This is a genomic window from Pseudomonas wadenswilerensis, from assembly GCF_024749185.1.
GTDB lineage: Bacteria > Pseudomonadota > Gammaproteobacteria > Pseudomonadales > Pseudomonadaceae > Aquipseudomonas > Aquipseudomonas wadenswilerensis.
In genome coordinates this window covers 4635764-4659996 of record NZ_CP087191.1, presented here as the reverse complement: position 1 = coordinate 4659996, position 24233 = coordinate 4635764, and the positions used below count along the sequence as shown (strand labels likewise).

Below are 24233 nucleotides of genomic sequence, written 5' to 3'. Positions count from 1 at the left end.
GATTTGAAGCACATGGCACGTAAAGAATTTTCACGGTTCGAAGCCGTATCGGCAGCTGTACGTGGCGACGACGGTTATAACGCCGCCATCGCCGTCAAAGGCCTGGGTGCCAGTGGCGCACCGCGCTTTCATAAGGTCCTTGAAGGGCAGCGTTTCCAGACTGCCCTGGCTGCTGACGAAGCGGCCTGCGCCGAACTTGAGCGCCTGCAGGGCGTCGATGACGACGCCGAACTGGTCTGGTAACTCAGCCGTTGACCTGCGGGCGGGCCATCTTGAACAGGTTGCCCAGTTCGAAGTAATCCGCCGGGCCGCCACCCCGCAGGATCGGCTGGCCTGCAGCGGTATCGTAGATGCCGTCCTTGAGCAGATGCTCGGCGATATGCACCGCCACCACTTCACCCAGAACCAGCCAGCTTGGCACCAGCGCCTGGTCAGCACGTTGCAGCTGGATGATCTGGGTGACCTTGCACTCGAATGACACCGGGCTTTCTTGCACCCGCGGCACGGCAATCACCCTGGACGCCACCGGGGTCAGCCCACTCAGGGCGAACTCGTCAACTTGCGGTGCAACCGCGGCGCAGCTCTGGTTCATCGCCTCGGCCAACGGCCGGGTGGCCAGGTTCCAGGCGAATTCGCCCGTCTGCTCGATGTTGTTCAGGCTGTCTTTGCGCCCGACGCTGGCGAAACCGACGATCGGTGGAATGTAGTTGAAGGCGTTGAAGAAGCTGTAGGGCGCAAGGTTCAGGCGACCTTCGGCGTCCTGGGAAGAAATCCAGCCAATCGGGCGTGGGCCGACGATGGCATTGAACGGATCGTGGGGCAGGCCGTGGCCTTTTGCCGGTTCGTAGTAATACATCTGCGCTGGCCCGAGGGCCTTCCCTGTGAGTAAGCGCCTAGTGTGCCAAGGCTTGGCCTTGCTGAAAATGACTAAGCCCGGCCGAGGCCGGGCTGACTGCGTCACATCAGGGCTTAGCTGATGCGGTGGGCCTGGGTGCGATCGAAACCGTCTTCAGCGAATTTGGCGCCGCCAGTGCGATCGAAACCGTCTTCTACATAAGTGGCCGGCTGGGTTGGCACGGCGTTGAAGTTGTGGGCGTTGGTACGGTCGAAGCCGTCTTCGGCGAAGGCGTTGGCAGCCAGTACCGAGAAGGCCAGGGTCAGGATCAGTTTGCTTTTCATGGTCGTTGCTCCGAGGTGGTGAGGGGTTGTTTGTTTCTATGGGTGTAATGCTACGCCGATAAAATTGATTAAAAAGTGCAAAAAATAACGTATAAGAATTTAAAAAGTAGATGTATTTGACGGCAGTTCGCCCTCATCGCCAGCAAGGCCATGCACGGACCTGTGGGAGCTGGCCTTGCCAGCGATGCAGGCGATGCGGTCTACGCTATGAGTGAAGATTGAGGGTGTGGGATTAATTGCGGGTTAAAGCGCCATAAACAAAAAAGGGGGCAATCCGCTGGCGGATGCCCCCTTTTTTCTGCCGATGACTGGGATCAGTCAGTGGTGATCCGCGAATGCTTGCGGGTGTCCTTCATGAACACATACACCAGCAACGAGCAGGCGATACAGGCGGTCACGTACCAGTAGTAGCCGGTCTCCATGCCGATGCTCTTGAACCACAGCGCCACGTATTCAGCGGTACCGCCGAAGATCGACACGGTCAGGGCGTACGGCAGGCCAACGCCCAGGGCGCGGATTTCGGTGGGGAACAGCTCGGCTTTGACCACCGCGTTGATCGAGGTGTAGCCGCTGACGATGATCAGCGCCGCCATGATCAGGAAGAACGCGCCCCACCAGGTCTGGATGGTGTGCAGGGTGGTGAGGATCGGTACGGTGCACAGCGTGCCGAGCACGCCGAAGGCGATCAGGATCGGACGCCGGCCGATCTTGTCGGAAAGGCTGCCGATGACTGGCTGCAGGCACATGAACAGGAACAGGGTGGCCGCCGAAATGGTGGTCGAGTCGCTGATGCTCATGCCCACCGTGTTCACCAGGTACTTCTGCATGTAGGTGGTGTAGGTGTAGAAGGCCAGGGTACCGCCCATGGTCAGGCCGACCACGGTGGCCAGCTCCTTCGGATGGCGCATCAGGGTGCGCATCAGGCTTTCCTTGGACTTTTCCTTCTTGGTGAAGGAGGCGGTTTCTTCCATGCCACGGCGCAGGTACAGGGCGACCACCGCACACAGGGCGCCGATCACGAAAGGCACACGCCAGCCCCAGGCATACAGCTGCTCGGTGGTCAGGGTCTGCTGCAGGATGATCAGCACCGCCAGGGCGATGAGCTGGCCGGAAATCAGCGTCACGTACTGGAAGCTGGAGAAGAAGCCACGGCGTTCCTTGGTGGCCATCTCGCTGAGGTAGGTGGCGGAAGTGCCGTACTCGCCGCCCACCGAGAGGCCTTGCATCAGACGCGCGATGACCAGCAGCACCGGCGCGGCGACGCCGATGGTTTCATAACCCGGGGTCAGGGCGATGACCAGCGAGCCTGCGCACATCAGCAATACCGAAGCCATCAGCGCGGCCTTGCGGCCCTTGCGGTCGGCGTAGATACCCATCAGCCAGCCGCCGATCGGGCGCATCAGGAAGCCCACGGCGAAGATCGCGGCGGTGTTGAGCAGTTGGGCGGTGGTGTCGCCAGCGGGGAAGAAGGCTTTGGCGAAGTACAGGGAGAACGCGGCGTAAACGTACCAGTCGTACCATTCGACCATGTTGCCGATCGAGCCGCTGAAAATCGACTTGAGTCGGCTGCGGGTGGTTTTTTCCGCGGCGGGCGCAACGGCCGCCCCGGCGGGCAGAGTGCTGGAGTTATCCATCGAAGGGACCTTCATAGTTGTTTTTGTGGAGCGCGTCGAAACGCAGCCTGCCAGGGCTATAGCAGAAGCTGTGCCAGGTGCTGGAGGCCCGGTCTAGAAGGGTTGTACGGGTGTGATGAGCGGAAATCCGCCTATCCAAACGAGTGGGTAGGCGAAAATCCGCTTATGGCGATCAGCTGTGTCGATCAAGCAGGGCCGAGAAAATCTTCACGCAGCAGGCCGTGGCGCTGCATTTTTTCGTTGAGGGTGCGCCGCGGCAGTTGCAGCTCTTCCATCACCGCCTTGATCTCGCCCTTGTGGCGGCTGAGGGCGGCGCGCAGGCACTGGGCTTCGAAGGCTTCCTGCTGGGCGGCCAGCGATTGCCCGGCTTCGATTTCTGCTGCCGCCGGCTCGCCCAGCCCCAGGGCATGACGTTCGGCGGCGTTGGCCAGTTCACGAACGTTGCCCGGCCAGTCGTGACCGAGCAGCTTGCCCAGGTGCGCGCCACTGAGTACCGGCGTGCTACGGCCAACGCGCTCGGCGGCCAGGCGGGCAAAGTGGTTGAACAGCAGCGGGATGTCTTCGCGCCGGTCGCGCAACGGCGCCAGGCGCAATTCGGCGACGTTCAGGCGATACGCCAGGTCTTCGCGAAAGCGGCCGGCCCGGGCTTCTTCGAGCAGGTCGGGTTTGGTCGCGGCGATGATCCGCAGGTCGACGCTGATGCTCTGGTTGGCGCCCAGGCGTTCGAGCTTCTGCTCCTGCAACACGCGCAGCAGCTTGGCCTGCTGGGCCAGTGGCATGCTTTCGATTTCATCGAGGAACACCGTGCCGCCATTGGCATATTCGAGTTTGCCGATACGCTTGCCCTGGGCGCCGGTGAAGGCGCCGCTTTCATGGCCGAACAACTCGGCCTCGAACAATTGCTCGGGGATCGCCGCGCAGTTGAGAGCGACAAAGGGCTTGCCGGCGCGCGGGCCAAACTCATGCAGGCAGCGCGCGACCTGCTCCTTGCCGCTGCCGGTTTCGCCGCGAATCAGCACGTTGACCGGCAGGCTGGCGAGGTCCAGGACCTGCTTGCGCAACTGCTGCATGCCCTGGGACACGCCCAGCAGATCCGCCTCCAGGCGTACCTTCAAATCGGCCTGTTCATGCAGGCGGCGGTTCTCCAGCACCAGCTGGCGTTTTTCCAGGGCGCGGCGCAGGCTGCCGAGCAGGGCTTCGGGGCTGAAGGGCTTTTCAAGAAAGTCGTAGGCGCCATTGCGCATGGCCTCGACCGCCATCGGCACATCGCCATGGCCGGTGAGCAGGATCACCGGCAGGTCGGCATCGCTGGCCTGCAGCTGTTCGAGCAATTGCAGGCCGTCCATGCCGGGCATGCGCACATCACTGAGGACCACCCCGGGGAAGTGCCCGGGCAGTTGCTGGAGGCAGTCTTCGGCACGGCTGAACAGCTGCACATTGAAGCCGGACAGGCTCAGCCATTGCTCTACGGCGGTGCGGATGCTGGCTTCATCGTCGACGACCATCACTGAATTCAACATGCGGGTTCCGGGTCCATAGGCAAGGTCAGGCTGAAACGGGCGCCGCCGGGTTGGTTGTCGACCTGCAGGCGGCCGCCGGCTTCGTGAATGATGCCATAGGAAATCGCCAGGCCCAGGCCCAAGCCTTCGCCCACCGGCTTGGTGGTGAAGAACGGGTCGAAGACACTGGCCAGGTGCTCGACGGGAATACCGCCGCCGCTGTCGAGCACGCTCAGGCGCCAGTGGTCCCGTTCGGCATCGATGCGCACCTCAAGGCGTTTGTAGCTCTTTTCGGCCATGGCATCCAGGGCGTTGCGCAGCAGGTTGATCAGCACCTGCTCAAGGCGTATCGCATCGCCGCGCACCCAGGCCGGGCGGGCCAGGTACAGGGCGACGCTGACGTCTTCGGCGCGGATGCGCGCATCGAGCAATTGCAGCGCCTGGTCAACCACGGTGGCCAGGTCCAGGCGTTCGCGCAGGCCGCTGGGGCTGTTGCGGGCGAAGGTTTTCAGGTGCCCGGTGAGGGCCGCCATGCGCGTGAGCATCTGCTCCAGCGGCTCCAGGGCCTGGCGTGCTTCATCCAGGCGTTGGTTATCGAGCAGCAGGCGCAGGGTTGCCAGCTGCATGCGCTGGGTGGTCAGCGGCTGGTTGATCTCGTGGGCCAGCGCCGCCGACATCTGCCCAAGCGCCGCCAGCTTGGCCGATTGCACCAGGCCCTCCTGGGCGGTGCGCAAGTCGCGGGTGCGGGCTTCGACCAGGCGTTCGAGTTCTTCGCGGCTGCGTTGGCGCAGGCGGGCCAGGCGCAGGCGCTGGCTGATGAACAGCAGGGCGAACACCAGGCTCAGCCAGACCGCAGCGGCAGCCAGCGCGGCGTTGCGGCCATCTTCGCTGACCTGCGGCTTGCGCAGCAGGTGCAGGGTCCAGCCCTCGGCTTCCAGCGGCAGGCTTTCCCACAGGTAGTCGGTATTGCCCTCGGGGCCCTGCACGCGCATCAGGTGGCTGTTGGCGTCAAAGCTGCTGAGGATATGGTGCTGTAGCGGCACCAGCGGTTGCTTGTCGTACTGGCGGGTGGCGGCCAGTTCCGCGCGGTCGGCGCTGGTCAGCGCTTGCAGTTCGCGGTAGCGCCAGCCGTCCTGGTTGGCGATGAAGATGATCCCGCGGGCGTCGCTGACCAGGAGGATATCGCTGCCCTGGCGCCATTCGCGCTCAAGCTCGGGGAACTCCAGCTTGACCACCATGGCACCGAGGAAGCGGCTGTTTTCATCCTGCACGGCACTGGACAAAAAATAGCCCGGCACGCCGCTGGTCACACCCACCGCATAGAAGCGGCCGCTGCCCTGGCTACGGGTCTGTTTGAAATATGGCCGGAAGCCATAGTTGGAGCCGACATAGGTGCTGGGCAGGCGCCAGTTGCTGGCGGCCACGGCCAGGCCGGTGCGGTCGAGCAGCTCGAGGGTCGAGGAATTGGCCGCACCGTTGATGCGCTCCAGCTTGCGGTTCAGGGCATCCTGCACCGGGCCTGCAACCGGGCCGCGCAAGGCGCTGATCAGTTCCGGGTCGAGGGCCAGCACCGCCGGCAGGGCGCGGTAACGTTCGATCAGGGTGTGCAGCGAGTTGGCATACAGCCCCAACTGCTCACTGGCCCGGCGGGCATCCTCGACCATCGACTGGCGCTTGGCGTGGTGCATGGCCCAGCCCGCGGTCAGCAAGGTGCCGGCGAGGATGAAGAACAGAATCAGGCCCAGACGCAGGGCGCGAAAGGAAGAAGGCATGGTGCAAGTCCCGGCAGTGGGGAAGGCCTCCTGGCCTTCCCTTGGAGCATGGCAACGTTTTACAGCAGCTCGAAGCTCTGTTGTTGCACGGCCTGCGAATCGAGGCCGACCTGGACCCGGAACTCACCCGGCTCGGCAGCCCATTGCAACTGGCCGTTGTAGAACTTCAGGTCGTCGGCCTTGATGGTGAAGCGCAGGGTGCGTTCTTCACCAGCCTTGAGCATGACTTTCTGGAAGTTCTTCAGTTCCTTGACCGGACGACTCATGGACGCGGTCACATCCTGCAGGTACAGCTGCACCACGGTTTCGCCGTCACGCTTGCCGGTGTTCTTGACCACGATGCTGGCTTCGAGATCCTGGCCCTGTTTCACCGTCTTGCTCGACAGGCTCAGGTTCGAGAGGCTGAAGTCGCTGTAGCTCAGGCCGTAGCCGAAGGGGTACAGCGGGCCGTTCGGCTCTTCGAAGTACTGCGAGGTGTAGTTGCCTGGTTTGCCCGGGGTGAACGGGCGGCCGATGCTCAGGTGGTTGTAGTACATCGGGATCTGCCCGACCGAGCGCGGGAAGGTGATGGCCAGCTTGCCCGACGGGTTGTAGTCGCCGAACAGCACATCGGCAATGGCGTTGCCGCCTTCGGTGCCGCTGAACCAGGTTTCCAGGATGGCATCGGCCTGCTCGCGTTCCCAGGCCAGCGACAGCGGCCGGCCGTTCATCAGCACCAGCACCAGCGGTTTGCCGGTGGCTTTCAGGGCCTTGATCAGCTCGCGCTGGGCCGCCGGGATTTCCAGGGTGGTGCGGCTGGAGGATTCGTGGGACATGCCACGAGACTCGCCAACCACGGCCACGACCACGTCGGACTGCTTGGCAGCCTTGACCGCTTCGTCGATCAGCACTGCGGCAGGGCGTGGGTCGTCGACGATTTCCGGGGCATCGAAGTTGAGGAAGTTCAGGTAATCGAGGATGGCCTTGTCGTGGGTGACGTTGGAGCCTTTGGCGTAGATCACCTTGGCCTTGTCACCGAGGACCTGGCGCATGCCTTCGCGCACGGTGATCGACTGGTGCGGGCGGCCGGCGGCGGCCCAACTGCCCATCATGTCGATCGGGGCATCGGCCAGCGGGCCGACCAGGGCGATGGTGCCGGCTTTTTTCAACGGCAGGGTCTGCTGGCGGTTTTCCAGCAGGACCAGGCTGCGGCGGGCCACGTCGCGTGCTTCGGCGCGGTGCAGGCGGCTGTCGGCATAGGTGTCGGCCGGATCGTCGCTGGCCTTGCCGATGCGCCGGTACGGGTCTTCGAACAGGCCCATGTCGTACTTGGCACCGAGTACTTCGCGCACGGCGTTGTCGATGTCGGCCTGGTCGATTTCACCGGCCTTGAGCAGGCTGGCCAGCTCTTCGCCGTACAGCGAGTCGTTCATGCTCAGGTCGATGCCGGCCTTGATTGCAAGCTTGGCGGCTTCGCGGCCATCGCGGGCAACGCCGTGGCGCACCAGCTCGGTGATCGCGCCGTGGTCGCTGACGGTCACGCCCTTGAAGCCCCAGTCCTTGCGCAGCAGGTCGTTCATCAACCAGGTGTTGGAGGTGGCCGGCACGCCGTTGATCGAGTTCAGCGCAACCATCACCCCGCCGGCGCCGGCATCGATGGCGGCGCGGTAGGGCGGCAGGTAGTCGTTGAACATCTTGCTCGGGCTCATGTCGACCGTGTTGTAGTCGCGGCCGCCTTCCACTGCGCCGTACAGGGCGAAGTGCTTGACCGCGGCCATCAGGCTGGTGGCTTCGGCCGGGCTCTGGCCCTGGAAGGATTCAACCATCACTCTGGAAATGCGCGAGACCAGGTAGGTGTCTTCGCCAAAGCCTTCACTGGTGCGGCCCCAACGCGGATCGCGGGCGATATCGACCATCGGCGCGAAGGTCATGTCGATGCCGTCGGAGGCGGCTTCAAGGGCGGACACCTGGCCGACCTTGGCGATTGCGTCCATGTCCCAGCTGGCGGCCAGGCCCAGGCTGATCGGGAAGATCGTGCGGTGGCCGTGGATCACGTCGTAGGCGAAGAACATCGGGATCTTCAGCCGGCTCTTGGCGGCGGCATCCTGCATCGGCCGGTTTTCCGCGCGGGTGATCGAGTTGAAGGTACCGCCGATGCGCCCGGCGGCGATTTCCTTGCGGATCATTTCACGGGGCATTTCCGGGCCGATGCTGATCAGGCGCAACTGGCCGATCTTTTCATCCAGGGTCATCTGCTTGATCAGGTCGGCGATGAACGCCTGTTTGTCCTGCAGCGGGGCGGCAGAGGTGTCGGCAAAGGCCGAGTGACTGGCCAGGCTGACAACCAGACCCAGCAAACACAGCTTGTTCATGAATTCTGTTCTCAAGGCTTGCGGCAGGTCGATACTGCCCAGCCGAAGTTGGGGAAGCGGCTATTGTTGTAGTTTGCTGGGGCATCTTTTAGCTGATTGGGCGATCCCGATCCAGCGGCGACGACGGATTATGCCTCAAGTCCGGTGAATCACGGCGATCAAGGAGCGTAGCAACATGCAGGTAATTCATTTCAAGGGCGTACGACTGTGGCTGCTGCTGATGCTTGCCAGCTTGCTGGCCGGTTGCGGGATCAACAACATCCCCAACTATGACGAGCAGGTAAAAGCGGCCTGGGCCCAGGTGCAGAACCAGTGCCAGCGCCGCGCCGACCTGATTCCCAATCTGGTCGAAACGGTCAAAGGCTACGCCAAGCAAGAGCAGGAAACCCTGACCGCGGTCATAGAAGCCCGGGCCAAGGCGACCTCGATCCAGGTCGATGCCAGCACCCTGGACGATCCCGAGAAGTTGCGCCAGTTCCAGCAGGCCCAGTCGCAGCTGACCGGGGCCCTGAGTCGCCTGATGGTGGTGTCCGAGCGTTACCCGGACCTTAAATCCAATCAGAACTTCCTCGCCCTGCAGTCGCAGCTTGAAGGTACCGAGAACCGCATCGCCGTCGCGCGCAAGGATTTCATTGCCGCCGTGCAGCGCTACAACACCGAGATCCGCACCTTCCCCGGGCGGCTGTGGCACAGCGTGATGTACAGCGACCTGCCGATCCGGGAAAACTTCGAGGCCACCAGCGCCGATGCCGAAAAAGCGCCTGAAGTGAAATTCTGATGCGTCTGTTCAAGCTCGCGCTGCTGCTGGCGCTGCTGTTTGCCACACCGCTGCGTGCCGAGTTGAGTTTCCCGGCGCTGAGCGGGCGGGTGGTGGACAATGCCGGCCTGCTCGACGGTGCCAGCCGCAGCCAGCTCGACAGCATGCTCAAGGCCCATGAACAGGGTACTGGCGAGCAGGTCGTGGTGGTGACCCTGGCGGATTTGCAGGGGCAGAGCATCGAAGACTACGGCTATCAGCTCGGCCGCCACTGGGGCATCGGCCAGAAGGGCAAGGACAACGGCGCGCTGTTGATCGTCGCCCCTCAGGAACGCAAGCTGCGCATCGAAGTCGGCTACGGCCTGGAAGAACGCCTGACGGATGCGCAGTCCTCGGTGATCATCAATCGCATCATCACCCCGGCGTTTCGCCGTGGCGAGTACAGCCAGGGCATCGTCCAGGGCACCGCGGCGATTCTCCAGGTGCTGGGCGGCAACCCGTTGGCCGAGCCCTCGCGGGCGCTGGGCGGCGAGACCGAAGACGGTGCGCCGGCCTGGGGCATTGGCCTGTTCATCCTGCTGATCGTCGTGGTGTTCGCCCTGCAGTCCCTGGGCCTTGGTGGTAGCGGGCGCGGCGGCATGGGGGGTGGTTTCGGCGGTGGCTACGGCGGCGGTGGTTTTGGTGGCGGTGGCGGCGGAGGGGGCTTCAGCGGTGGCGGGGGCAGCTTCGGCGGTGGTGGATCGTCGGGTGGCTGGTAAATGATCAATAACGAGTAGCGCAACGCATGACATTGCTTACTGAACAACAGCAGCGCCAGGTCGCTGAAGCCATTGCACGGGTCGAGCGTCACACCGATGCCGAACTGGTCACGGTGCTGGCCAGCCGCGCCGACGACTACGCCTATATCCCCTTGCTGTGGGCCAGCCTCCTGGCTCTGGTGGTGCCGGGCATCGTCCATTACCTCAGCGGCTGGATGAGTGTGCACAGCTTGCTGATCGTGCAGTGGCTGACCTTCATCGCCTTGTGTCTGCTGTTTCGCATTCCGTCGCTGACCACTCGCTTGATTCCGCGCTCGGTGCGCCACTGGCGTGCGGCGAACCTGGCCCGGCGGCAGTTTCTGGAGCAGAACCTGCACCACACCGTGGGCGGCACCGGCATGCTGATCTTTGTCAGCGAGGCCGAGCGCTATGTCGAAATCCTCGTCGATGAAGGCATATCCCGGCATCTGGACAACAAGGTCTGGGATGTCATCGTCAAGCGCTTTACCGAACAGGTGCGCCAGGGCCAGACGTTGCAGGGCTTTGTCAGCTGTATCGAGGCTTGCGGCGAACTGCTGCGTACCCATGTGCCGCTGACCCACGAGCGCAACGAGTTGCCCAATCGCCTGGTGGTGCTGGGCTAGCGGCGGCGCCCATCGACAAATGCTGTGCAGGGCAAGCGCATCCACGTAAAATTCCCGGCACTGCGCCTACCTGCGCCCCCTCCGCAACCCGAGGCACCTTTTCCCGATGTCCGATTCCCCCACCGCCCAGGCCGCGCCGGATGCGCGTGCGCAGTTTCTGAGCCTGCTCGCCACCAGCCTGGAACAGAACGCCCTGATCAAGCTGGTGCTGGCGCGCCATGTCGGCAACGAAGAAACCCTGCAGCGCATCATTGCCAAGCCGCTGACGGTCAAGGGCCAGGCCTGCGTGTCGTTCGTCTACCGCTACAAGACCCGCGACATCACCCGCAACCTGGGCAACGATGAAGCGCTGGCGCTGGTGGCCGAGTTGCTTCCGGCCTCGTTTCGCAACGCCCACCTGCTCAGCCTCAGCGACGAAGCGCAGCTGGAGTTCAGCAAGAAGGGCAAGCCGATGCTCCATCGCAGCGCTGTGCAACAAGAGCGCCAGGCGCCGGCTGGTGAGCACGACCGGGAGAAGAAGCGCTACCTGGAACTGAGCCGGCCGTTCCTGCAGGACCTGGGCGTGACCGACAAGCAGCAGGCGCTGATCCCGGCCATGTCGCGCAAGTGGAAGCAGATCAACAAGTTCATTGAAGTGTTTTCCCACGCCCTGAACTCGGCGCCGCTAGCCGCCGAGCAGCCGTTGCGAGTGGCCGATTTTGGTTCGGGCAAGGGTTACCTGACCTTTGCCATCCACGACTACCTGCGCAATACCCTGCAGCGCGAGGCGCAGGTTACCGGCGTCGAGCTGCGCCCGGACATGGTCGAGCTGTGCAACGCCGCGGCCTCGCGTCTGGAGCATCCGGGCCTGGTGTTCGAATGCGGTGATGTGCGCAGCGTGGTGCCCAGCGCCATCGAGGTGATGATTGCATTGCATGCCTGTGATATCGCCACTGATTACGCGATCCACACCGGTATTCGTTGCGGCGCGGCGATCATCATGTGCTCGCCGTGCTGCCACAAGCAGATTCGCCCGCAGCTGCACAGCCCGGGCTTGCTCAAGCCAATGCTGCAGTACGGATTGCACCTGGGCCAGCAGGCTGAAATGCTCACTGACAGCTTGCGCGCGTTGTACCTGGAAGCCTGCGGCTACGAGACCAAGGTCTTCGAGTTCATTTCGTTGGAGCACACCAACAAGAACAAGATGATCCTGGCGGTCAAGCGTCAGGCGCCGGTTGAGGCGTCAGCGTTGCTGGAGAAGATCCAGCAGCTCAAGGACTTCTATGGGGTCAAGGAGCATTGCCTGGAGACCTTGTTGCGGGCCGATGGCTTGATCCCTGCCTGAAGACTTTGCGACCGCTGCGCGCTCGATCGCTGGCAAGCCAGCCCCCACAGGGTCGGAGCACGCAGATCCACTGTGGGAGCCGGCGTTTGCCGGCGATAGTGTCAGCCCAGGCCCCGCACCGGCGCAGAATGCACCCGCGTCTTGCGCCCCAGCACCACCGTCGCAATCACCCCGGCGGCAAACACCCAGGTAGTCGGCTCGACCTGTTCGCCAAAGAACAGCGCCGAAAAGGCGATGGTGAAGAAAATCTGCAGCAACTGAATCTGGCTTACCCGGGCAATGCCACCCAGGGCCAGCCCGGCGTACCAGGCAAAGAAGCCGATGAACTGCGAGAACAACGACACATAGCCAAAGGCCCACCAGGTTTTTGCACTCACCGGTCCCTGATGCTGCAAAGCCAGGTACACCACCGGCCCGAGCAACAGCGGCGCCGACAGCACCAGCGCCCAGCAGATCACCTGCCAGCCGCCCATTTCCCGCGCCAGCCGGCCACCTTCGGCATAGCCCAGGCCGCCCACGGCAATCGCCGCCAGCATCAGCAGGTCGCCGGCCTGGATCTGCCCGGCGCCCATGATCATCGCGTAGGCCAGCACCAGCGCGCTGCCCAGGGCGGCGCAGGCCCAGAAGGCTTTCGACGGTCGCTCGTGGGACAGCCAGGCGGCGTACACCGCCACGCATAACGGCTGCAGGCCATTGACCAACGCACCGTGGGACGCCGGCACGCTTTGCATGGCCCAGGCCGAGAACACCGGAAACCCCAGGATCACCCCCAGCGCCACCAGGCTCAGGCCTTTGATCTGCGTCCAGGTCGGCCATTTTTCCCGGCGCCAGAGCAGCAGCGCCGCCGCCGGAATCGCCGCCAGCAACGCACGGCCCAGGCCGTTGAGCAAAGGGTGCAGTTCCTGCACGACGATGCGGGTCATGGGCAGGGTCAGGCTGAAAATAATCACACCGAGAAGGCCAAGGACCATCCCGGTGTTTTCGCGGCTGGACATACAGAGCGCCTGTGGCAGAGAAGTGCCTTCATTGAGCCACAGGCGGGACGGATGATCTTGTTACAGTTGCTAACAAGTTCATCCGTACAGTTGCCTCAGAAGAAGCGGGTGATGCTGACCTTGGCGTTCCGGCCCTGGCTGTAGGCGTATTCGCCGCTGAGCTCGGAGCGGTAGTCCTTGTTGAACAGGTTATCCACCGTCAGGTTGACCTCGGTGCCTTTGAGGTAAGGCTGCTGCGGCTTCCAGTTGGCGAACAGGCCGTGCAGCTGATAGTCGTCGTTGGCATAGTGGTCGTAGTAGCGGTCACCCAGGGAACTGGCCGGGCCTTCGCGGTACTTGTCGCTCGGCAGGCGGTCGGTCTTGCGCACGAACTGCGCCTGCCAGCCGACCTTGGCGTCCCAGCTGGGGATCTTAACTCCCAGGGTGGTGATCCACTTCGGTGCCGGAATGTCCTTGGCCCAGACGTCCGGCCCCCAGGGGTTGGTGTAGGCACCTTCATGGCGGCCGGTCATCCACGAGTAGGACACCGAACCGAACAGGTAGGTCGAGTCGTAGAAGCTTTCGACCTCGAAGCCCTTGATGGTCACGCCCTTGAGGTTACGGTAATTGGACATCAAGCCTTTACCGCAGGCATCGGAGATGCTTTCGCCCTTGGCCAGCTGAGCTTCGCAGCCGATGCCGGTGGCCTTGAAGATCTCGTCCTTGATTTCATTGCGAAACAGCGTGGTGCGGATCTGCATGCTGTCGTCGGCAGTGAAGACGTTGGCAAAGTCGGTAACGTTACCGGCGCGCAGGGCGGTGATGCGTTCCGGGTCGAGGTTGCGGCTGCTGGCGGTGCGGCTGCCGATCCCCTGGACTTCGTACTGTTCATCCAGCACCGGCGCGCGCCAGGTTTTGCTGTAGTCGGCAAAGAAGGCGGTGTTGGCGGTGGCTTTCCAGAACAGCGACAGGCGCGGCGACCAGCCGGTGTAGGTCTTCTCGCTGTAGTCGTGGCCGTTTTCGGCAACGGTGTAGTACGGCGCCTGGTTCGGCTTGCCCTTGTTGGCGACGTGGTCGTAGCGCAGCGACGGGGTGATGGTCACGTCGCCGAGGGTGATGGCGTCCTGGATGAAATAGCCCTGGCTGTCGACGGTGCCGCTGGGCATGAAGTACGGCTGGTAATGGCCGTTGTTGTATTTGGGAATCTCGTAGCTTTTGCCGGGCATCCACATCTGTGTGTCACGGTCGTGGTGACGGATCTGCAAGCCGCTGGTGAAGGCGTGCTCCAGCGGGCCGGTGGCGAACAGGCTGGTGTTGCGCACGTCGAGCATCTGGTCCTGGTACTCGGTGTCCATCTTGCGCCCGCCGGTGGACGGCTGGAAGAACGCCGTGGCATCACGCTCGTCGGTCTGCTTGGTGTCGGACTCGGAGTACTTGACCTGCAGGTCGATCAGCGGATTGTTCACCGGCTGGTACTTGTAAGTGGTCGACCAGGTGGTGTCGGTGGTCGTGCGGTTGGCCAGGAAGCGTTTGAGGGCATCCTTGTAGCCGAACCGGTTGATGTCCGACTGGGTCGGCGGCGTCGGGTAGGCGGTGGAGGAGAACGGTGCCCAGCGTTCACTTTCCGAGCGCGACCAGGAGAACCCGAGGCTGTGTTCGTCGTTGAAGTGCAGGTTGGCCTTGAGCAGCGCGCCGTCCAGGTCCAGGGCACTGTTGGGCAGGCGCTGGGGGTTGACCGGGTAACGGCCTTCCGGGTCGGGCAGGGTGCCGGCCAGCTTCATGTCGTCGCCGTCGCGCTTGGTCAGGTACACCAGGGCGTCCATGCGGCCATCGTCGGTGCGGCCGAACAGCGCCGAGCTGTAGACCTGCTGGTGGTCGTTGCTGGCGTAACCATACTTGAGCATGGCGCCGCTGTTGCGCCCCTCCTGGAGCAGGTCGGGGGCGTCCTTGGTGGTCATGTTGACGCTGCCGCCGAAGCCGCCGTTGCCGGTGTAGATCGAGTGCGGGCCCTTTTCCACCTCGATGTTCTTGATCAGTTCCGGCTCGATGAAGATGGTGCCTTGCTGGTAGCGCTCGAAGCCGCTCTTGGTCGCGCCATCGACGGTCATCGGCACGTCTTCGGCGTCGCCCAGGCCCCAGATGTTGATGGTCTGGCCGCCAGGCTTGGCCGAGCCGCCCATGTTCACCCCGGGCAGGGTCGCCAGCACGCTGGGGATGTTGCTCGGCTGGTAGCGGTCGATGTCTTCCTGGGTCAGGGTCGAGCGGCCGACGGTGCTCGGGTCGACCTGCTGACCGTCACCTACCACGCTCACCGCGCCGAGCTGGATGCTGTTGTCAGCGGTGGCGTCGTCTTCGCGCAGGCGCACCACATAGGTATTGCCGACCTTGACCAGGGCAAAGCGGCTGTTGTGCAGCAACTGGCTGATCGCCTCGAGCGGTTCGTAAGCACCTTGCAAGGCTGGGGCCTGGACGCTGTTGAGCAAGGATTCGTCAAACAGCAACTGCAGCTTGGCCTGCTGCGCCAGCTGGCTCAGCGACGCCGCCAGCGGCTGCGCCGGCAGGTTCAGTTGCAGCGGCGCGGCCTGGGCCTGCAGGCTCAGGGCCAGGCACGCGGCCAGCAGTGAAGGACGAACAGACAACGGCTTGAAAGGAGCAAACGCACGCAAGATGAAACCCCCCAATACGGCAACAAAGGCCAGAAAAGGCCTGCAGTGATTACGCAGACGGGAGGAAGACGCAGGGCTGCGGAAAACCCTCACATGCGAATGAAAAATATTCTCAATTTACGGTTTGCGTTCAATCCGCACTCGGCCGTCGGCGAGGTTCACAGCCTTGATCGGCAGCAGCGCCGGCAGGGCATTGAGCAAGGCATCGGGGTCGTTGACGTCGAGGTTGCCGGAGACCTTGTAGCGGCCCAAAGCTGGATCAGCGAGCAGCACCGGTGCCGAGCGGTACAGTGCCAGTTCGTCGATCAGGCTGGCCAGTTCGCGGTTGCGAAAACTCACATGACCACTGCGCCAGTCGGCCACCTCCCGAGCGCTCAGGTTCTGCACGTTGAGGCTGCCGCGGGCCAGGTCATAGACGGCGCGCTGGCCGGCGCTCAACAGCACCGGCGGGCGATTCTCGCCCGGGGTTTCCAGGGCCACCTGACCGTGGGCGACGCTGACCACCAGCTCCTGCTGGCCGCGGCGCAGGTCAAAGCCGGTGCCGACCACCCGTACCCGGGCATTGCCGGCATCGACGAACAGCGGGCGTTCCTTGTCGGCAGCCACTTCGATGTACAGCTGGCCCTGGTCGAGGCGAATCAGCCGGCGCTCGTTGTCGAAGTTCAGGCTCAGGCGGGTGCGGGCGTTGACATCCAGCTGGCTGCCATCGGGCAGGGCCAGGTGCTGTGGGTGTTCGCTCTGTACGGCCAGCTGTTGCTGATGATGGCGGCTCGGCAGGCCGAGGTTGGCGGCCAGTACGGCGCAGACCAGCCCGGCGGCCACGGCCAGTGCCGGGCGCCAGCGCAGCGGTTTGCGGCTGGGCAGGACGACCGGTTTGTTCAGGCTCTTGAGCGCGGCCAGGTCGTCCCAGAGTTGTTCGAACTGGGCATAGGCGCGGGCGTGCTCGGGGTGCTGCAGCCACTGGGCGAAGGCTTTGCGCGATTCACGCGAGCTGTCGTTGCGGTTACGGGTAAACCAGCTGGCCGCCTGGGCATCGATGCTGCGCTTATCGATTTCAGGAGTGGGGGTCATTCTGGCTGCTCCATGCCGTTGTCACTGTCCAGGCGTTGCTTGCAATGCAGCAGGGCCGCGGCGATGTGCTTTTCCACCATGCTCACGGAAATGCCCATGCGCGCGCTGATCTGCGCCTGCGTCAAACCTTCGAAGCGGTGCAGCATAAGGGCTTCGCGGCGGCGCGGCGAGAGTTCAGCGAGGACAAGTTTCAATTGTTCCAGGCGTTGTTGCTGCTGGGCATGCTTCAGCGGGTCGCTGGCGGTGCCGGCCGGTGTCTGTTCGCTGGCCTGGGCGTCTTCGTCGAGCACGCTGTGGCGCACCTTCTGCCGGCGCCAGTGGTCACTGAGCAGGTTGCGCGCCATCTGGAACAGGAACGCCCGCGGTTGCTCGACCCGCGCCCGGTCGCGATAGCCCAGCCACTGGGTGAACACGTCCTGGGTCATGTCTGCCGCATCGTTGGCATTGTCCATGCGCTTACGCAGAAAATGCAGGATATCGGCATAGAACCCGCGACAGGTTTCGTGGGCAAAAGGGTCGGGTTTGGGGCGCGGCATGCAAGCTTTCCAGGACGGACCGGAGAGAAAGGTTGCGAATGGTATCGAGAATTATTGTTATTTACCATGCCTGTTTTTGTCGCCCATTAACGCCGCTTGCGGATCGGTACCGGCACCGGGATCTCCAGCCCAGGCGTTCCCAGCGGGTGGCTGTAAGCGTTGAAAAAGTACAGTGGCAGGTCAGGCATATCGGCAAAGCGCTGCACATAGTGCTGCTTCTGGCTGATGATCGAGGCGTCGCTCAAGGGCCGGATGGCGATGGCCAGGTGCGCCGGGCGCGCCAGCTTGATTGCCTCCAGCAAATGCCGGTCGGTGCCATCCAGGTGTTGGCCGAAAATGCACAAGCCATCCCGATGGCCGGCCAGTTCGCCGAGGGCCCAGCTGAGGTAGTCGGAACTGCGGATGGCCTTGAGCTTGTCGGCGCTGCTGCTTTCGTTGACGAACAGCGGCACGTCGCCCGGTGTGTTGACGGCAAAGCCATCGAGCAGCTGGCTGTCGGTGGCACTGCGCTGGCGGGTGCTGCCGTCCTGCTGCTTGAGCAGGTGCAGGCCGCCGTGCAGGTACAGCAAGCGCGTGCCCGGGCTGCGGGTGCGGCGGATATCGAAGTCGCCGTCTTCATCGAACAACTGCTGGAAGCCTTCCGGAGCCTGGCTGGCGGCCCAGTGGCAGATCAGGTCGTAGTTGCTGGAATAGACGCTCTGGTAGGTGCCCAGCTCGCGGTTGAGTAGCTGCAAGGTCTGGCTCGGCAGCATGCGCCAGGGGACGTGCACGCTGCGGATGGCGTGGATCAGCGCTTCCTTGATCGCGTAGTAGCGGTTCAGCGGTGCCGACGCGCTGATCGCCAGCGCGGCGTTGATCCGCACCGTGGTGTTCAGGGCACTGAGCACCGGCTCGAACAGCTCGCTGCCCAGCGACTTGAACAGCGCCTGGTCGGTCAGGCTCAGGGGTTTGTGCCGCACCCGCTGGGCCTCTTCGAACAGCGAGAAATAGCTGAACGGCCGCCACAGCGCCCGGCTGGCGCCATTGCCCAGCAGCAGGCCGCTGCACGGGTGACTGGCGTTCAGGTCTGGCCAGTGGTTGAGGCTGGCGTCGAGGTTGGCGTGAGGCATCGGGCATCTCTGTGGCAGGGCAGGCAATCGCCGGCGACTTTAGCATGCAACCGGTCTGTCATCAGCGTTGGCGACTATGCTGGATTCGCTGTGAACCAAAGGAAGGCTGAAAATGTTCAACGCAATTGGACGTGTGTGTTGCCTGGCGCTGTTGCCGATGGCGGGGCTTGCCGAGGCCGGGCAGGGCGCTGAGCTGGCCAGGGCCCAGGGGATTGCTTACCCGGCGGTGATCGCCCACCGCGGCGCTTCTTATGATGCGCCGGAGTCCACGGCACCGGCCTACCTGTTGGCGCGTGAGTTGGGCGCAGATTACCTGGAACTGGACTTGCAGCGCTCCAGCGACGGCATACTGGTTGCCGTGCATGACGACAACCTGTTGCGTACCAGCGATGTTGCCGAGCGTTTTCCCGAACGCCAGAGCAGCCCGGTCAGCGCCTTCACCCTGGCCGAACTGAAATCGCTGGATGTCGGCAGCTGGTTCAACAAGGCCTATCCCGAGCGCGCCCGGGCAAGCTTCAAGGGCCTGAAGATCCAGACCCTCGATGAAGTCATGGACATCGCCGCGGCGAACCCGCAGCGCCAGCCTGGCTTGTACATCGAAACCAAGGTGCCAGGCCTGTTTCCCGGCATCGAAGCTGATCTGGGGAAAGGCCTGCAGGCCCGTGGCTGGCTCGACCAGCCGGGCCGGGTGGTGCTGCAGAGTTTCGACCGCAACAGCCTGGCGCTGCTGCACCAGCAAATGCCCCAGGTGCCCAAGATTCTGTTGTTGTGGATCGGCAAAGGCAGTATCGAACCGGCCGCGCAGCAAACCTTCGCCGAGTCGGGCGAGAGCGACAAGGCAGCCTTCTATGCCCGCCAGCAACCCAAGGACAAGGCCGAATTCGAGCGCTGGCTGGATTACGCCAAGGCTGCAGGCGCCATTGGCACCGGGCCGTCGGCGGCACTTGCCGAGGGGGGCGCGCAGAGTTACGCCGACCTGGTGCAGCCCTGGATGAATCAGCTCAGCCACGACAAAGGCCTGCTGGTGCATGTGTACACGGTTGATGAGGCGGTAGATTTTCGCAAGGTGATGGCCGCTGGCGTCGACGGTATCTTCACCAATCGCAGCGGCCAGCTGCTGCGCTATTTCGCCCGGCCAAGCGCCCACAGCGAGGCACAGATCCTGCGCGCTCACGGCTACTGAGAGACTGGCTGAGGCCAGGCGGCTGCCGTAGACTTCGCGCCTTGCACTGACTTTCAGGACACTGCCCCGATGACCTTTTCGCTGCTGCTCGCCGTACTCGCTTCCGGTTTTATCTACGGTATTACCCCGGGGCCCGGCGTGCTGGCGGTGCTCGGCATTGGTGCCACCCGCGGGCGCCGTGCCGGTGCGGGGTTTCTTTGCGGGCACTTGCTCGGCGATGTGCTGTGGTGCAGTACCGCGCTGGTGGCGATCGTCGGTGCCCGGCAAATCGGCAGTTCGGTGTTCGACATCCTTGGTGTGATCAGCGGCCTGTACCTGTTCTGGCTGGGCATGCGGGCCTTGCGCAGCCGCCCGGGCAACGGTGACGGCGAGCAGGGGCCGGTGCGCAAGCCGTTCTGGCACGGCGTGGTGTTTGGCCTGACCAACCCCAAGGCCTACCCGGTGGCGGTGGCGACGTTCACTGCCTTGCTTTCGAGTCGCGCCGAAGCGCTCGACTGGTCGATGCTGCCGGCGCTGATCGCCCTGAGTTTTGTCGGCGGCTTGCTGGCCTACGTCATCCTGATCGGCGTGGTCGGCGCCCGCCACGTGCGCACTGTCTACACCCGCTACGAGCTGTGGATCACCCGCGCTTGCGGGCTGATGTTCATCGGCTTTGCCGTCAATGCCCTGGCGCACGCCTTGCCAGGCCTGTTGCCGCGCAACAGCTGAGGGCTGGCAGAAGGCTACACAGGTATGTGAGAATGATATGAATTCCTATTCATGTCCTTCTCGCACGCCGGACCTTCATGACTTCGCTCTCTACGCCCTGGACCGCGGCTGCCCCGGCCTTGCAGGCGGTCGCCGACGATCTGCTGGCCAACTACAGCGACTTGCGCCGCTACCTCTGTGGACGCCTGCGCAATCCGGATGATGCGGCCGACATTGCCCAGTCGAGCTTTGCCCAGGCCTATGCCCACGCCTTGAATGCCCCAGTGGTCAACGCCCGGGCCTTGCTGTTCCAGGCCGCGCGCAACCTGTGCATCGATCAATACCGACGGCGCAGCAACGAATTGGCGGCGCTGGAAGACTGGCTGACCCGGGCTGATGTGCTGAGCCCGAGCGTTGAAGAGATCATCATCGCCCGCGAGCAGTTGCAGCAGTTGATCGAGCGTATCGAGCGCATGCCGCGCCTGCGCCGCGAGGTGTTCGTTCGTGTGCGCCTGCACGGCCAGCCCCATCGCCAGGTGTGTGCCGAGCTTGAACTGTCGGCCAAGGCTGTGGAGCTGCACATCGCCCGTGCGGTGTTCGATTTGTCCGAGCTGAGCCTGGCGGCGCGGCATGCCTGAGTCTTCGCCGGTCTCCACGCGCAAGGTGCAGCAGGCCCTGACCTACCTCGCCGCGCTGAACAGCGACGACCCCGAACGGGTGCAGCAGGCGCGCGGTCAGCTGGAACGCTGGCGCGGCAAAAGCAGCGAGCACGAACGGGCCTGGCAAGAGGCTGAACAACGCTGGCAACTGGTGCATCGACTGACCCCGCAACTGCGTACGGCAGTGGCCCCGGAACCGCTCAATATCAGCCGTCGGCGTCTGCTGCGCCAGGGCGGTGGCTTGCTGGTGGCGGTGGCGGGGGCCAGTTGGCTGGGCTGGCTGTGGCGGCGTACGCCGCAGTTCGATCGCCTGCTGCAAACCGTGCATGCCGAACCGCCACGCCGCGAGATCTTGCCCGATGGCAGCCAGTTGCTGCTGGCCGCCGAATCCAGCCTGCGCATCGAGTACAGCAACGGCGTGCGCCAGGTGCGCTTGCTGCATGGCAATGTCTATTTCGATGTGGCGCGCGAGCGCTTGCGGCCGTTTCTGATCAGCACCCGGCTGGGCGAGGTTCAGGTGCTGGGCACGGCGTTCAGTGTCAGCGACCGCGGCGGTGAGATTCAGATTGCCGTGGCCCGTGGACGGGTCGAGGTGCGAGGCCTGCGTGAAGGTTCGCAGGTGTTGCAGGCCGGTGAGCGCATCAGCCTCGATGCGCAAGGCCGTTTGCTGCCGCTCAGGGCTGATCCGCATGCCACGGCGAGTCTGCAGCATTGGCAGCGTGGCTGGTGGTCGTTCACCGATGCGCCGCTGGTCGAGGTGATCGCCGAGCTCAACGCCTATGCCCTGCAACCGGTGACGCTGGCCGCTGATGCCGCCCAACTGCACCTGACCGGCAGCTTCCCTAGCGACCAACCGGAAATGCTCCTGCAGACGCTACCGAAAATCCTCCCGGTGAGCCTGGTTCAGCATGGACAGCAACGCACCCTGCAACGGCGCTGAAAAAATTTTGAGGGGTAATGGCGAGGTGGCCCGTCTTCATCGCTGAACCCACCTCTGCAAGGACAGATCATGTCGCTTCCCCATGCCCGCCCGGCACACCCTGTGGCTTTCCCCGGTACCCTGCGTCGGCTGGCGCTGGCCTGTGCCCTGGGTAGCGCCAGCCTGTTGCCGTTGAGCGCGGTCAACGCCGCCGCCCTGGCCGCCGATGCTCAGGCCTTGAGCCTGAACCTGCCGGGCCAGTCCCTGGAAGCCGCAGTGCATGCCCTGGCCCGCGAAGCCGGGGTCGCCATCGCCGCCGACAGCCAGTTGCTGGCCGGCCGCAGCGCCCCGGCATTGCAGGGCCGGTTCACCTTGCAGCAGGCCTTGCAGCGCTTGCTGGCCAACAGCGGCCTGGTGGCCAGCGAAGAGAACGGGGTGATCATCCTGCGCAGCCTGAACAGCGACGGCGCCCTGACCCTGGGCGAGCTGAACATCAACGCCAACAGCAACCCCAGCGGCGTACCCGAGGCCTACAGCGGTGGCCAGGTTGCTCGCGGCGCACGGCTGGGCATGCTGGGTAATCGCGATGTGATGGAGACGCCCTTCAACGTCACGTCCTACACCGCCCAGCACATGGAAAACCAGCAAAGCGGCACGGTTGGCGCGGTGCTGCGCAACGATCCGTCGATCCGCTTCAGCACGGGCGAAGGCCACGCCTACGAAAACTTCATGATCCGTGGCTACTCCCTCGACTCCACCGAGCTTGCGCTAAATGGTCTGTACGGCCTGGCCCCGGATGGCCACGTGCCGACCGAGTTCCTTGAGCGGGTTGAAGTGCTCAAGGGGCCCGGTGCCTTGCTCAACGGCATGGCGCCCAACGGCGGTGTCGGCGGGGTGATCAACCTGGTGCCCAAGCGCGCCGGCGAAGCGCCGCTGACCCGTTTGACCAGCAGCTACGTGTCTGACGGTTATGTTGCTGAACACATCGATCTGAGCCGTCGCCTGGGTGACGAGCAGCGCTTCGGCATTCGCTTCAACGGTGTCTATGGCAGCGGCGAAACCGGTGTCGACCAGCAGTCCAAGGACCGCACCCTGGCATCGCTGGGCATGGACTACCGTGGCGATGGCTGGAAGCTCGAACTGGATGCCTACGAGAGCCACGAAAAACTTGAGGACGGCAGCCCGATGATGGCCGGCTTCAGCAAACTGGGCTACGTCACCAAGGCGCCGAAACCGGATACCAACATCCTCGACGGCATCTCGGCCAAGCAGATCAGCAAGGCCGTGGTGCTGCGCGGCGAATACGACCTCAACGATGACTGGAGCGCCTACGCCAGCGTCGGCAGCGCCCGCACCCGCTACAAAGGCTTTCTCAATGGCACCCGGGTGATCGTCACCGGCGCCAACGGCGATGCCAGCGGCGAGACCTACAACCAGGCCGGCTACACTCATAGCCTGTCCACCGAGGCCGGGGTGCGCGGCAACTTCGTCACCGGCCCGGTCAACCACCAGGTGGTATTGAGCACCACTTTGCTGCATCAGGACATTGGTCGCGCCGCCACCGTGACCAGCAAGAAGTACCTGACCAACATCTACCATCCGGGCAAGCCGATCATTGCCGGTGACATCGGTTCCAGCGACAAGACTGGCGACAACACCCTGTCCAGCTTCGCCGTCGCCGATACCCTGGGCTTTATCGACGACAGAGTGCTGCTGACCCTCGGCGTGCGCTCGCAACGGGTGCGGCAGAAGATGAGCAAGCCGGCCTACGACGAGCGCGCCCTGACCCCGGCCCTGGGCCTGGTGCTCAAGCCCTGGGACGCGCCGGTGTCGCTGTACGCCAACTACATCGAAGGCTTGACCCAGGGCGGCATGGTCACCGACTTGGCCGCCGCCAACTACGGCGAGCAGTTCGCCCCGTACAAGGCCAAGCAGATGGAGGCCGGGGTCAAGTGGGACCTGGGCGACTTCACCCACACCCTCAGCGTGTTCCAGATCGAGAAGCCGAGCATGCTCCTCGACCGCGCCAGCAATCGCTACACCGACGATGGCGAGCAGCGTAACCGTGGCGTCGAATGGAACCTGTTCGGCTCGCTGACCCCGAGCGTGCGCCTGCTCGGCGGTGTCACTTACACCCGTGCCGAACTGACCCGCACCGCTGGCGGCACTTTCGATGGCAACACCGCCCGTGGTGTGCCGGCCTGGTCGGCCAACCTCGGCGCCGAGTGGGACACCCCCTGGGTCGAGGGCCTGACCCTGACCGCGCTGGGCATCCACAGCAGCTCGCAGTACCTCGATAGCGCCAACGACCTGAAAATCCCGCAGTGGACCCGCTACGACCTCGGCGGCCGCTACAGCACGCGCATCCTCAGCAAGGACGTGGTACTGCGCGCCAGCCTGGAGAACGTCGAGAACCGCGCCTACTGGGCCGGGGTGTTCAACGACGGTTATGCCACGGTCAGCGAGCCACGCACGCTGAAACTCTCCGCCAGCATCGACTTCTGAGGTGAA

General features: G+C 63.9%; 20 protein-coding genes and 1 pseudogene. 10 read left to right on the top strand and 11 right to left on the bottom strand.

All coding sequences use genetic code 11. The annotated features are described in order from the left end of the window. The first annotated feature begins 12 nt into the window (after positions 1-12). Positions 13-243, top strand: coding sequence for a hypothetical protein (locus LOY45_RS21325; RefSeq protein ID WP_115085525.1), 231 nt, complete (start codon positions 13-15; stop codon positions 241-243). A 1-nt stretch (position 244) separates the two neighbouring features. Here the strand turns inward: LOY45_RS21325 and LOY45_RS21320 are convergent, their stop codons facing one another. From LOY45_RS21320 to bglX, 6 genes and pseudogenes are all read right to left on the bottom strand, one after another. Continuing rightward, positions 245-856, bottom strand: a complete 612-nt coding sequence (locus LOY45_RS21320) for a flavin reductase family protein (protein WP_115085526.1) — start codon at positions 854-856, stop codon at positions 245-247. A gap of 116 nt (positions 857-972) precedes the next feature. Continuing rightward, a pseudogene (locus LOY45_RS21315) lies at positions 973-1179 on the bottom strand (heme utilization protein); the annotation flags it as partial. A 314-nt stretch (positions 1180-1493) separates the two neighbouring features. Then, positions 1494-2813, bottom strand: coding sequence for an MFS transporter (locus LOY45_RS21310; RefSeq protein ID WP_258578321.1), 1320 nt, complete (start codon positions 2811-2813; stop codon positions 1494-1496). Positions 2814-2998: 185 nt separating this feature from the next. After that, positions 2999-4333: a sigma-54-dependent transcriptional regulator gene (locus LOY45_RS21305; protein WP_258578320.1), complete on the bottom strand. Its 1335-nt coding sequence runs from the start codon at positions 4331-4333 to the stop codon at positions 2999-3001. Next, entirely contained in the window at positions 4327-6084 is a 1758-nt protein-coding gene (locus LOY45_RS21300) for an ATP-binding protein (protein ID WP_115085530.1), read from the bottom strand. Before LOY45_RS21300 ends, LOY45_RS21305 begins: the two co-directional genes overlap by 7 nt. 59 nt (positions 6085-6143) lie before the next feature. Next, positions 6144-8435 (bottom strand): beta-glucosidase BglX, encoded by a 2292-nt coding sequence (gene bglX / locus LOY45_RS21295; RefSeq protein ID WP_115085531.1) that lies wholly within the window; start codon positions 8433-8435, stop codon positions 6144-6146. A gap of 175 nt (positions 8436-8610) precedes the next feature. Here bglX and LOY45_RS21290 point away from each other — a divergent pair, with 175 nt between their 5' ends. The 4 genes from LOY45_RS21290 (at position 8611) to LOY45_RS21275 (ending at position 11918) form a co-directional block, all read left to right on the top strand. Next, positions 8611-9213 carry a LemA family protein gene (locus tag LOY45_RS21290; RefSeq protein WP_258578319.1) on the top strand — a complete coding sequence of 201 codons (603 nt, stop codon included), beginning with the start codon at positions 8611-8613 and terminating at the stop codon, positions 9211-9213. Beyond that, the gene (locus LOY45_RS21285) at positions 9213-9950 is read left to right on the top strand and encodes a TPM domain-containing protein (protein ID WP_115085533.1); all 738 of its coding nucleotides are present in this window, start codon (positions 9213-9215) and stop codon (positions 9948-9950) included. The genes LOY45_RS21290 and LOY45_RS21285 overlap by 1 nt, the downstream gene beginning before the upstream one ends. A gap of 26 nt (positions 9951-9976) precedes the next feature. Further along, positions 9977-10594 carry a TPM domain-containing protein gene (locus LOY45_RS21280; RefSeq protein ID WP_115085534.1) on the top strand — a complete coding sequence of 206 codons (618 nt, stop codon included), beginning with the start codon at positions 9977-9979 and terminating at the stop codon, positions 10592-10594. A gap of 106 nt (positions 10595-10700) precedes the next feature. Further along, the gene (locus LOY45_RS21275) at positions 10701-11918 is read left to right on the top strand and encodes a class I SAM-dependent methyltransferase (protein WP_134061499.1); all 1218 of its coding nucleotides are present in this window, start codon (positions 10701-10703) and stop codon (positions 11916-11918) included. A 101-nt stretch (positions 11919-12019) separates the two neighbouring features. Here the strand turns inward: LOY45_RS21275 and LOY45_RS21270 are convergent, their stop codons facing one another. From LOY45_RS21270 to LOY45_RS21250, 5 genes are all read right to left on the bottom strand, one after another. After that, positions 12020-12913: a DMT family transporter gene (locus tag LOY45_RS21270; protein ID WP_258578318.1), complete on the bottom strand. Its 894-nt coding sequence runs from the start codon at positions 12911-12913 to the stop codon at positions 12020-12022. A gap of 95 nt (positions 12914-13008) precedes the next feature. Next, the gene (locus LOY45_RS21265) at positions 13009-15561 is read right to left on the bottom strand and encodes a TonB-dependent receptor (RefSeq protein ID WP_420832729.1); all 2553 of its coding nucleotides are present in this window, start codon (positions 15559-15561) and stop codon (positions 13009-13011) included. Between the two features lie 114 nt (positions 15562-15675). Further along, positions 15676-16629, bottom strand: coding sequence for a FecR family protein (locus LOY45_RS21260; protein ID WP_115085537.1), 954 nt, complete (start codon positions 16627-16629; stop codon positions 15676-15678). Next, complete coding sequence (locus tag LOY45_RS21255; RefSeq protein WP_115085538.1) at positions 16626-17165, bottom strand: RNA polymerase sigma factor; 540 nt, start codon at positions 17163-17165, stop codon at positions 16626-16628. Before LOY45_RS21255 ends, LOY45_RS21260 begins: the two co-directional genes overlap by 4 nt. An 86-nt stretch (positions 17166-17251) precedes the next feature. Continuing rightward, the gene (locus LOY45_RS21250; protein WP_258578317.1) at positions 17252-18274 is read right to left on the bottom strand and encodes a DUF4917 family protein; all 1023 of its coding nucleotides are present in this window, start codon (positions 18272-18274) and stop codon (positions 17252-17254) included. A gap of 112 nt (positions 18275-18386) precedes the next feature. On the opposite strand from LOY45_RS21250, the gene LOY45_RS21245 reads away from it, so the two are divergent. The 5 genes from LOY45_RS21245 to LOY45_RS21225 all read left to right on the top strand — a co-directional run bounded on the left by LOY45_RS21245 (position 18387) and on the right by LOY45_RS21225 (position 24227). Next, a complete protein-coding gene (locus tag LOY45_RS21245; RefSeq protein WP_134061506.1) occupies positions 18387-19457 on the top strand; it encodes a glycerophosphodiester phosphodiesterase in 1071 nt (356 codons plus the stop codon). 69 nt (positions 19458-19526) lie between these two features. Next, on the top strand, positions 19527-20165 hold the full coding sequence (locus LOY45_RS21240) for a LysE family translocator (protein ID WP_134061507.1): 639 nt from the start codon (positions 19527-19529) through the stop codon (positions 20163-20165). Between the two features lie 77 nt (positions 20166-20242). Beyond that, the gene (locus tag LOY45_RS21235; RefSeq protein ID WP_115085542.1) at positions 20243-20782 is read left to right on the top strand and encodes an RNA polymerase sigma factor; all 540 of its coding nucleotides are present in this window, start codon (positions 20243-20245) and stop codon (positions 20780-20782) included. Further along, a complete protein-coding gene (locus LOY45_RS21230; RefSeq protein ID WP_115085543.1) occupies positions 20775-21743 on the top strand; it encodes a FecR family protein in 969 nt (322 codons plus the stop codon). The genes LOY45_RS21235 and LOY45_RS21230 overlap by 8 nt, the downstream gene beginning before the upstream one ends. A 69-nt stretch (positions 21744-21812) precedes the next feature. Then, positions 21813-24227, top strand: coding sequence for a TonB-dependent receptor (locus LOY45_RS21225; protein WP_134061509.1), 2415 nt, complete (start codon positions 21813-21815; stop codon positions 24225-24227). Positions 24228-24233 lie beyond the last annotated feature (6 nt).

Excerpts from the sequence above, each read along its gene's own strand:
- LOY45_RS21325 (WP_115085525.1), top strand. The coding sequence starts at position 13 with ATGGCACGTAAAGAATTTTCACGGTTCGAAGCCGTATCGGCAGCTGTA.
- LOY45_RS21320 (WP_115085526.1), bottom strand. The coding sequence starts at position 856 with ATGTATTACTACGAACCGGCAAAAGGCCACGGCCTGCCCCACGATCCG.
- LOY45_RS21310 (WP_258578321.1), bottom strand. The coding sequence starts at position 2,813 with ATGGATAACTCCAGCACTCTGCCCGCCGGGGCGGCCGTTGCGCCCGCC.
- LOY45_RS21305 (WP_258578320.1), bottom strand. The coding sequence starts at position 4,333 with ATGTTGAATTCAGTGATGGTCGTCGACGATGAAGCCAGCATCCGCACC.
- LOY45_RS21300 (WP_115085530.1), bottom strand. The coding sequence starts at position 6,084 with ATGCCTTCTTCCTTTCGCGCCCTGCGTCTGGGCCTGATTCTGTTCTTC.
- bglX (WP_115085531.1), bottom strand. The coding sequence starts at position 8,435 with ATGAACAAGCTGTGTTTGCTGGGTCTGGTTGTCAGCCTGGCCAGTCAC.
- LOY45_RS21290 (WP_258578319.1), top strand. The coding sequence starts at position 8,611 with ATGCAGGTAATTCATTTCAAGGGCGTACGACTGTGGCTGCTGCTGATG.
- LOY45_RS21285 (WP_115085533.1), top strand. The coding sequence starts at position 9,213 with ATGCGTCTGTTCAAGCTCGCGCTGCTGCTGGCGCTGCTGTTTGCCACA.
- LOY45_RS21280 (WP_115085534.1), top strand. The coding sequence starts at position 9,977 with ATGACATTGCTTACTGAACAACAGCAGCGCCAGGTCGCTGAAGCCATT.
- LOY45_RS21275 (WP_134061499.1), top strand. The coding sequence starts at position 10,701 with ATGTCCGATTCCCCCACCGCCCAGGCCGCGCCGGATGCGCGTGCGCAG.
- LOY45_RS21270 (WP_258578318.1), bottom strand. The coding sequence starts at position 12,913 with ATGTCCAGCCGCGAAAACACCGGGATGGTCCTTGGCCTTCTCGGTGTG.
- LOY45_RS21260 (WP_115085537.1), bottom strand. The coding sequence starts at position 16,629 with ATGACCCCCACTCCTGAAATCGATAAGCGCAGCATCGATGCCCAGGCG.
- LOY45_RS21255 (WP_115085538.1), bottom strand. The coding sequence starts at position 17,165 with ATGCCGCGCCCCAAACCCGACCCTTTTGCCCACGAAACCTGTCGCGGG.
- LOY45_RS21250 (WP_258578317.1), bottom strand. The coding sequence starts at position 18,274 with ATGCCTCACGCCAACCTCGACGCCAGCCTCAACCACTGGCCAGACCTG.
- LOY45_RS21245 (WP_134061506.1), top strand. The coding sequence starts at position 18,387 with ATGTTCAACGCAATTGGACGTGTGTGTTGCCTGGCGCTGTTGCCGATG.
- LOY45_RS21240 (WP_134061507.1), top strand. The coding sequence starts at position 19,527 with ATGACCTTTTCGCTGCTGCTCGCCGTACTCGCTTCCGGTTTTATCTAC.
- LOY45_RS21235 (WP_115085542.1), top strand. The coding sequence starts at position 20,243 with ATGACTTCGCTCTCTACGCCCTGGACCGCGGCTGCCCCGGCCTTGCAG.
- LOY45_RS21230 (WP_115085543.1), top strand. The coding sequence starts at position 20,775 with ATGCCTGAGTCTTCGCCGGTCTCCACGCGCAAGGTGCAGCAGGCCCTG.
- LOY45_RS21225 (WP_134061509.1), top strand. The coding sequence starts at position 21,813 with ATGTCGCTTCCCCATGCCCGCCCGGCACACCCTGTGGCTTTCCCCGGT.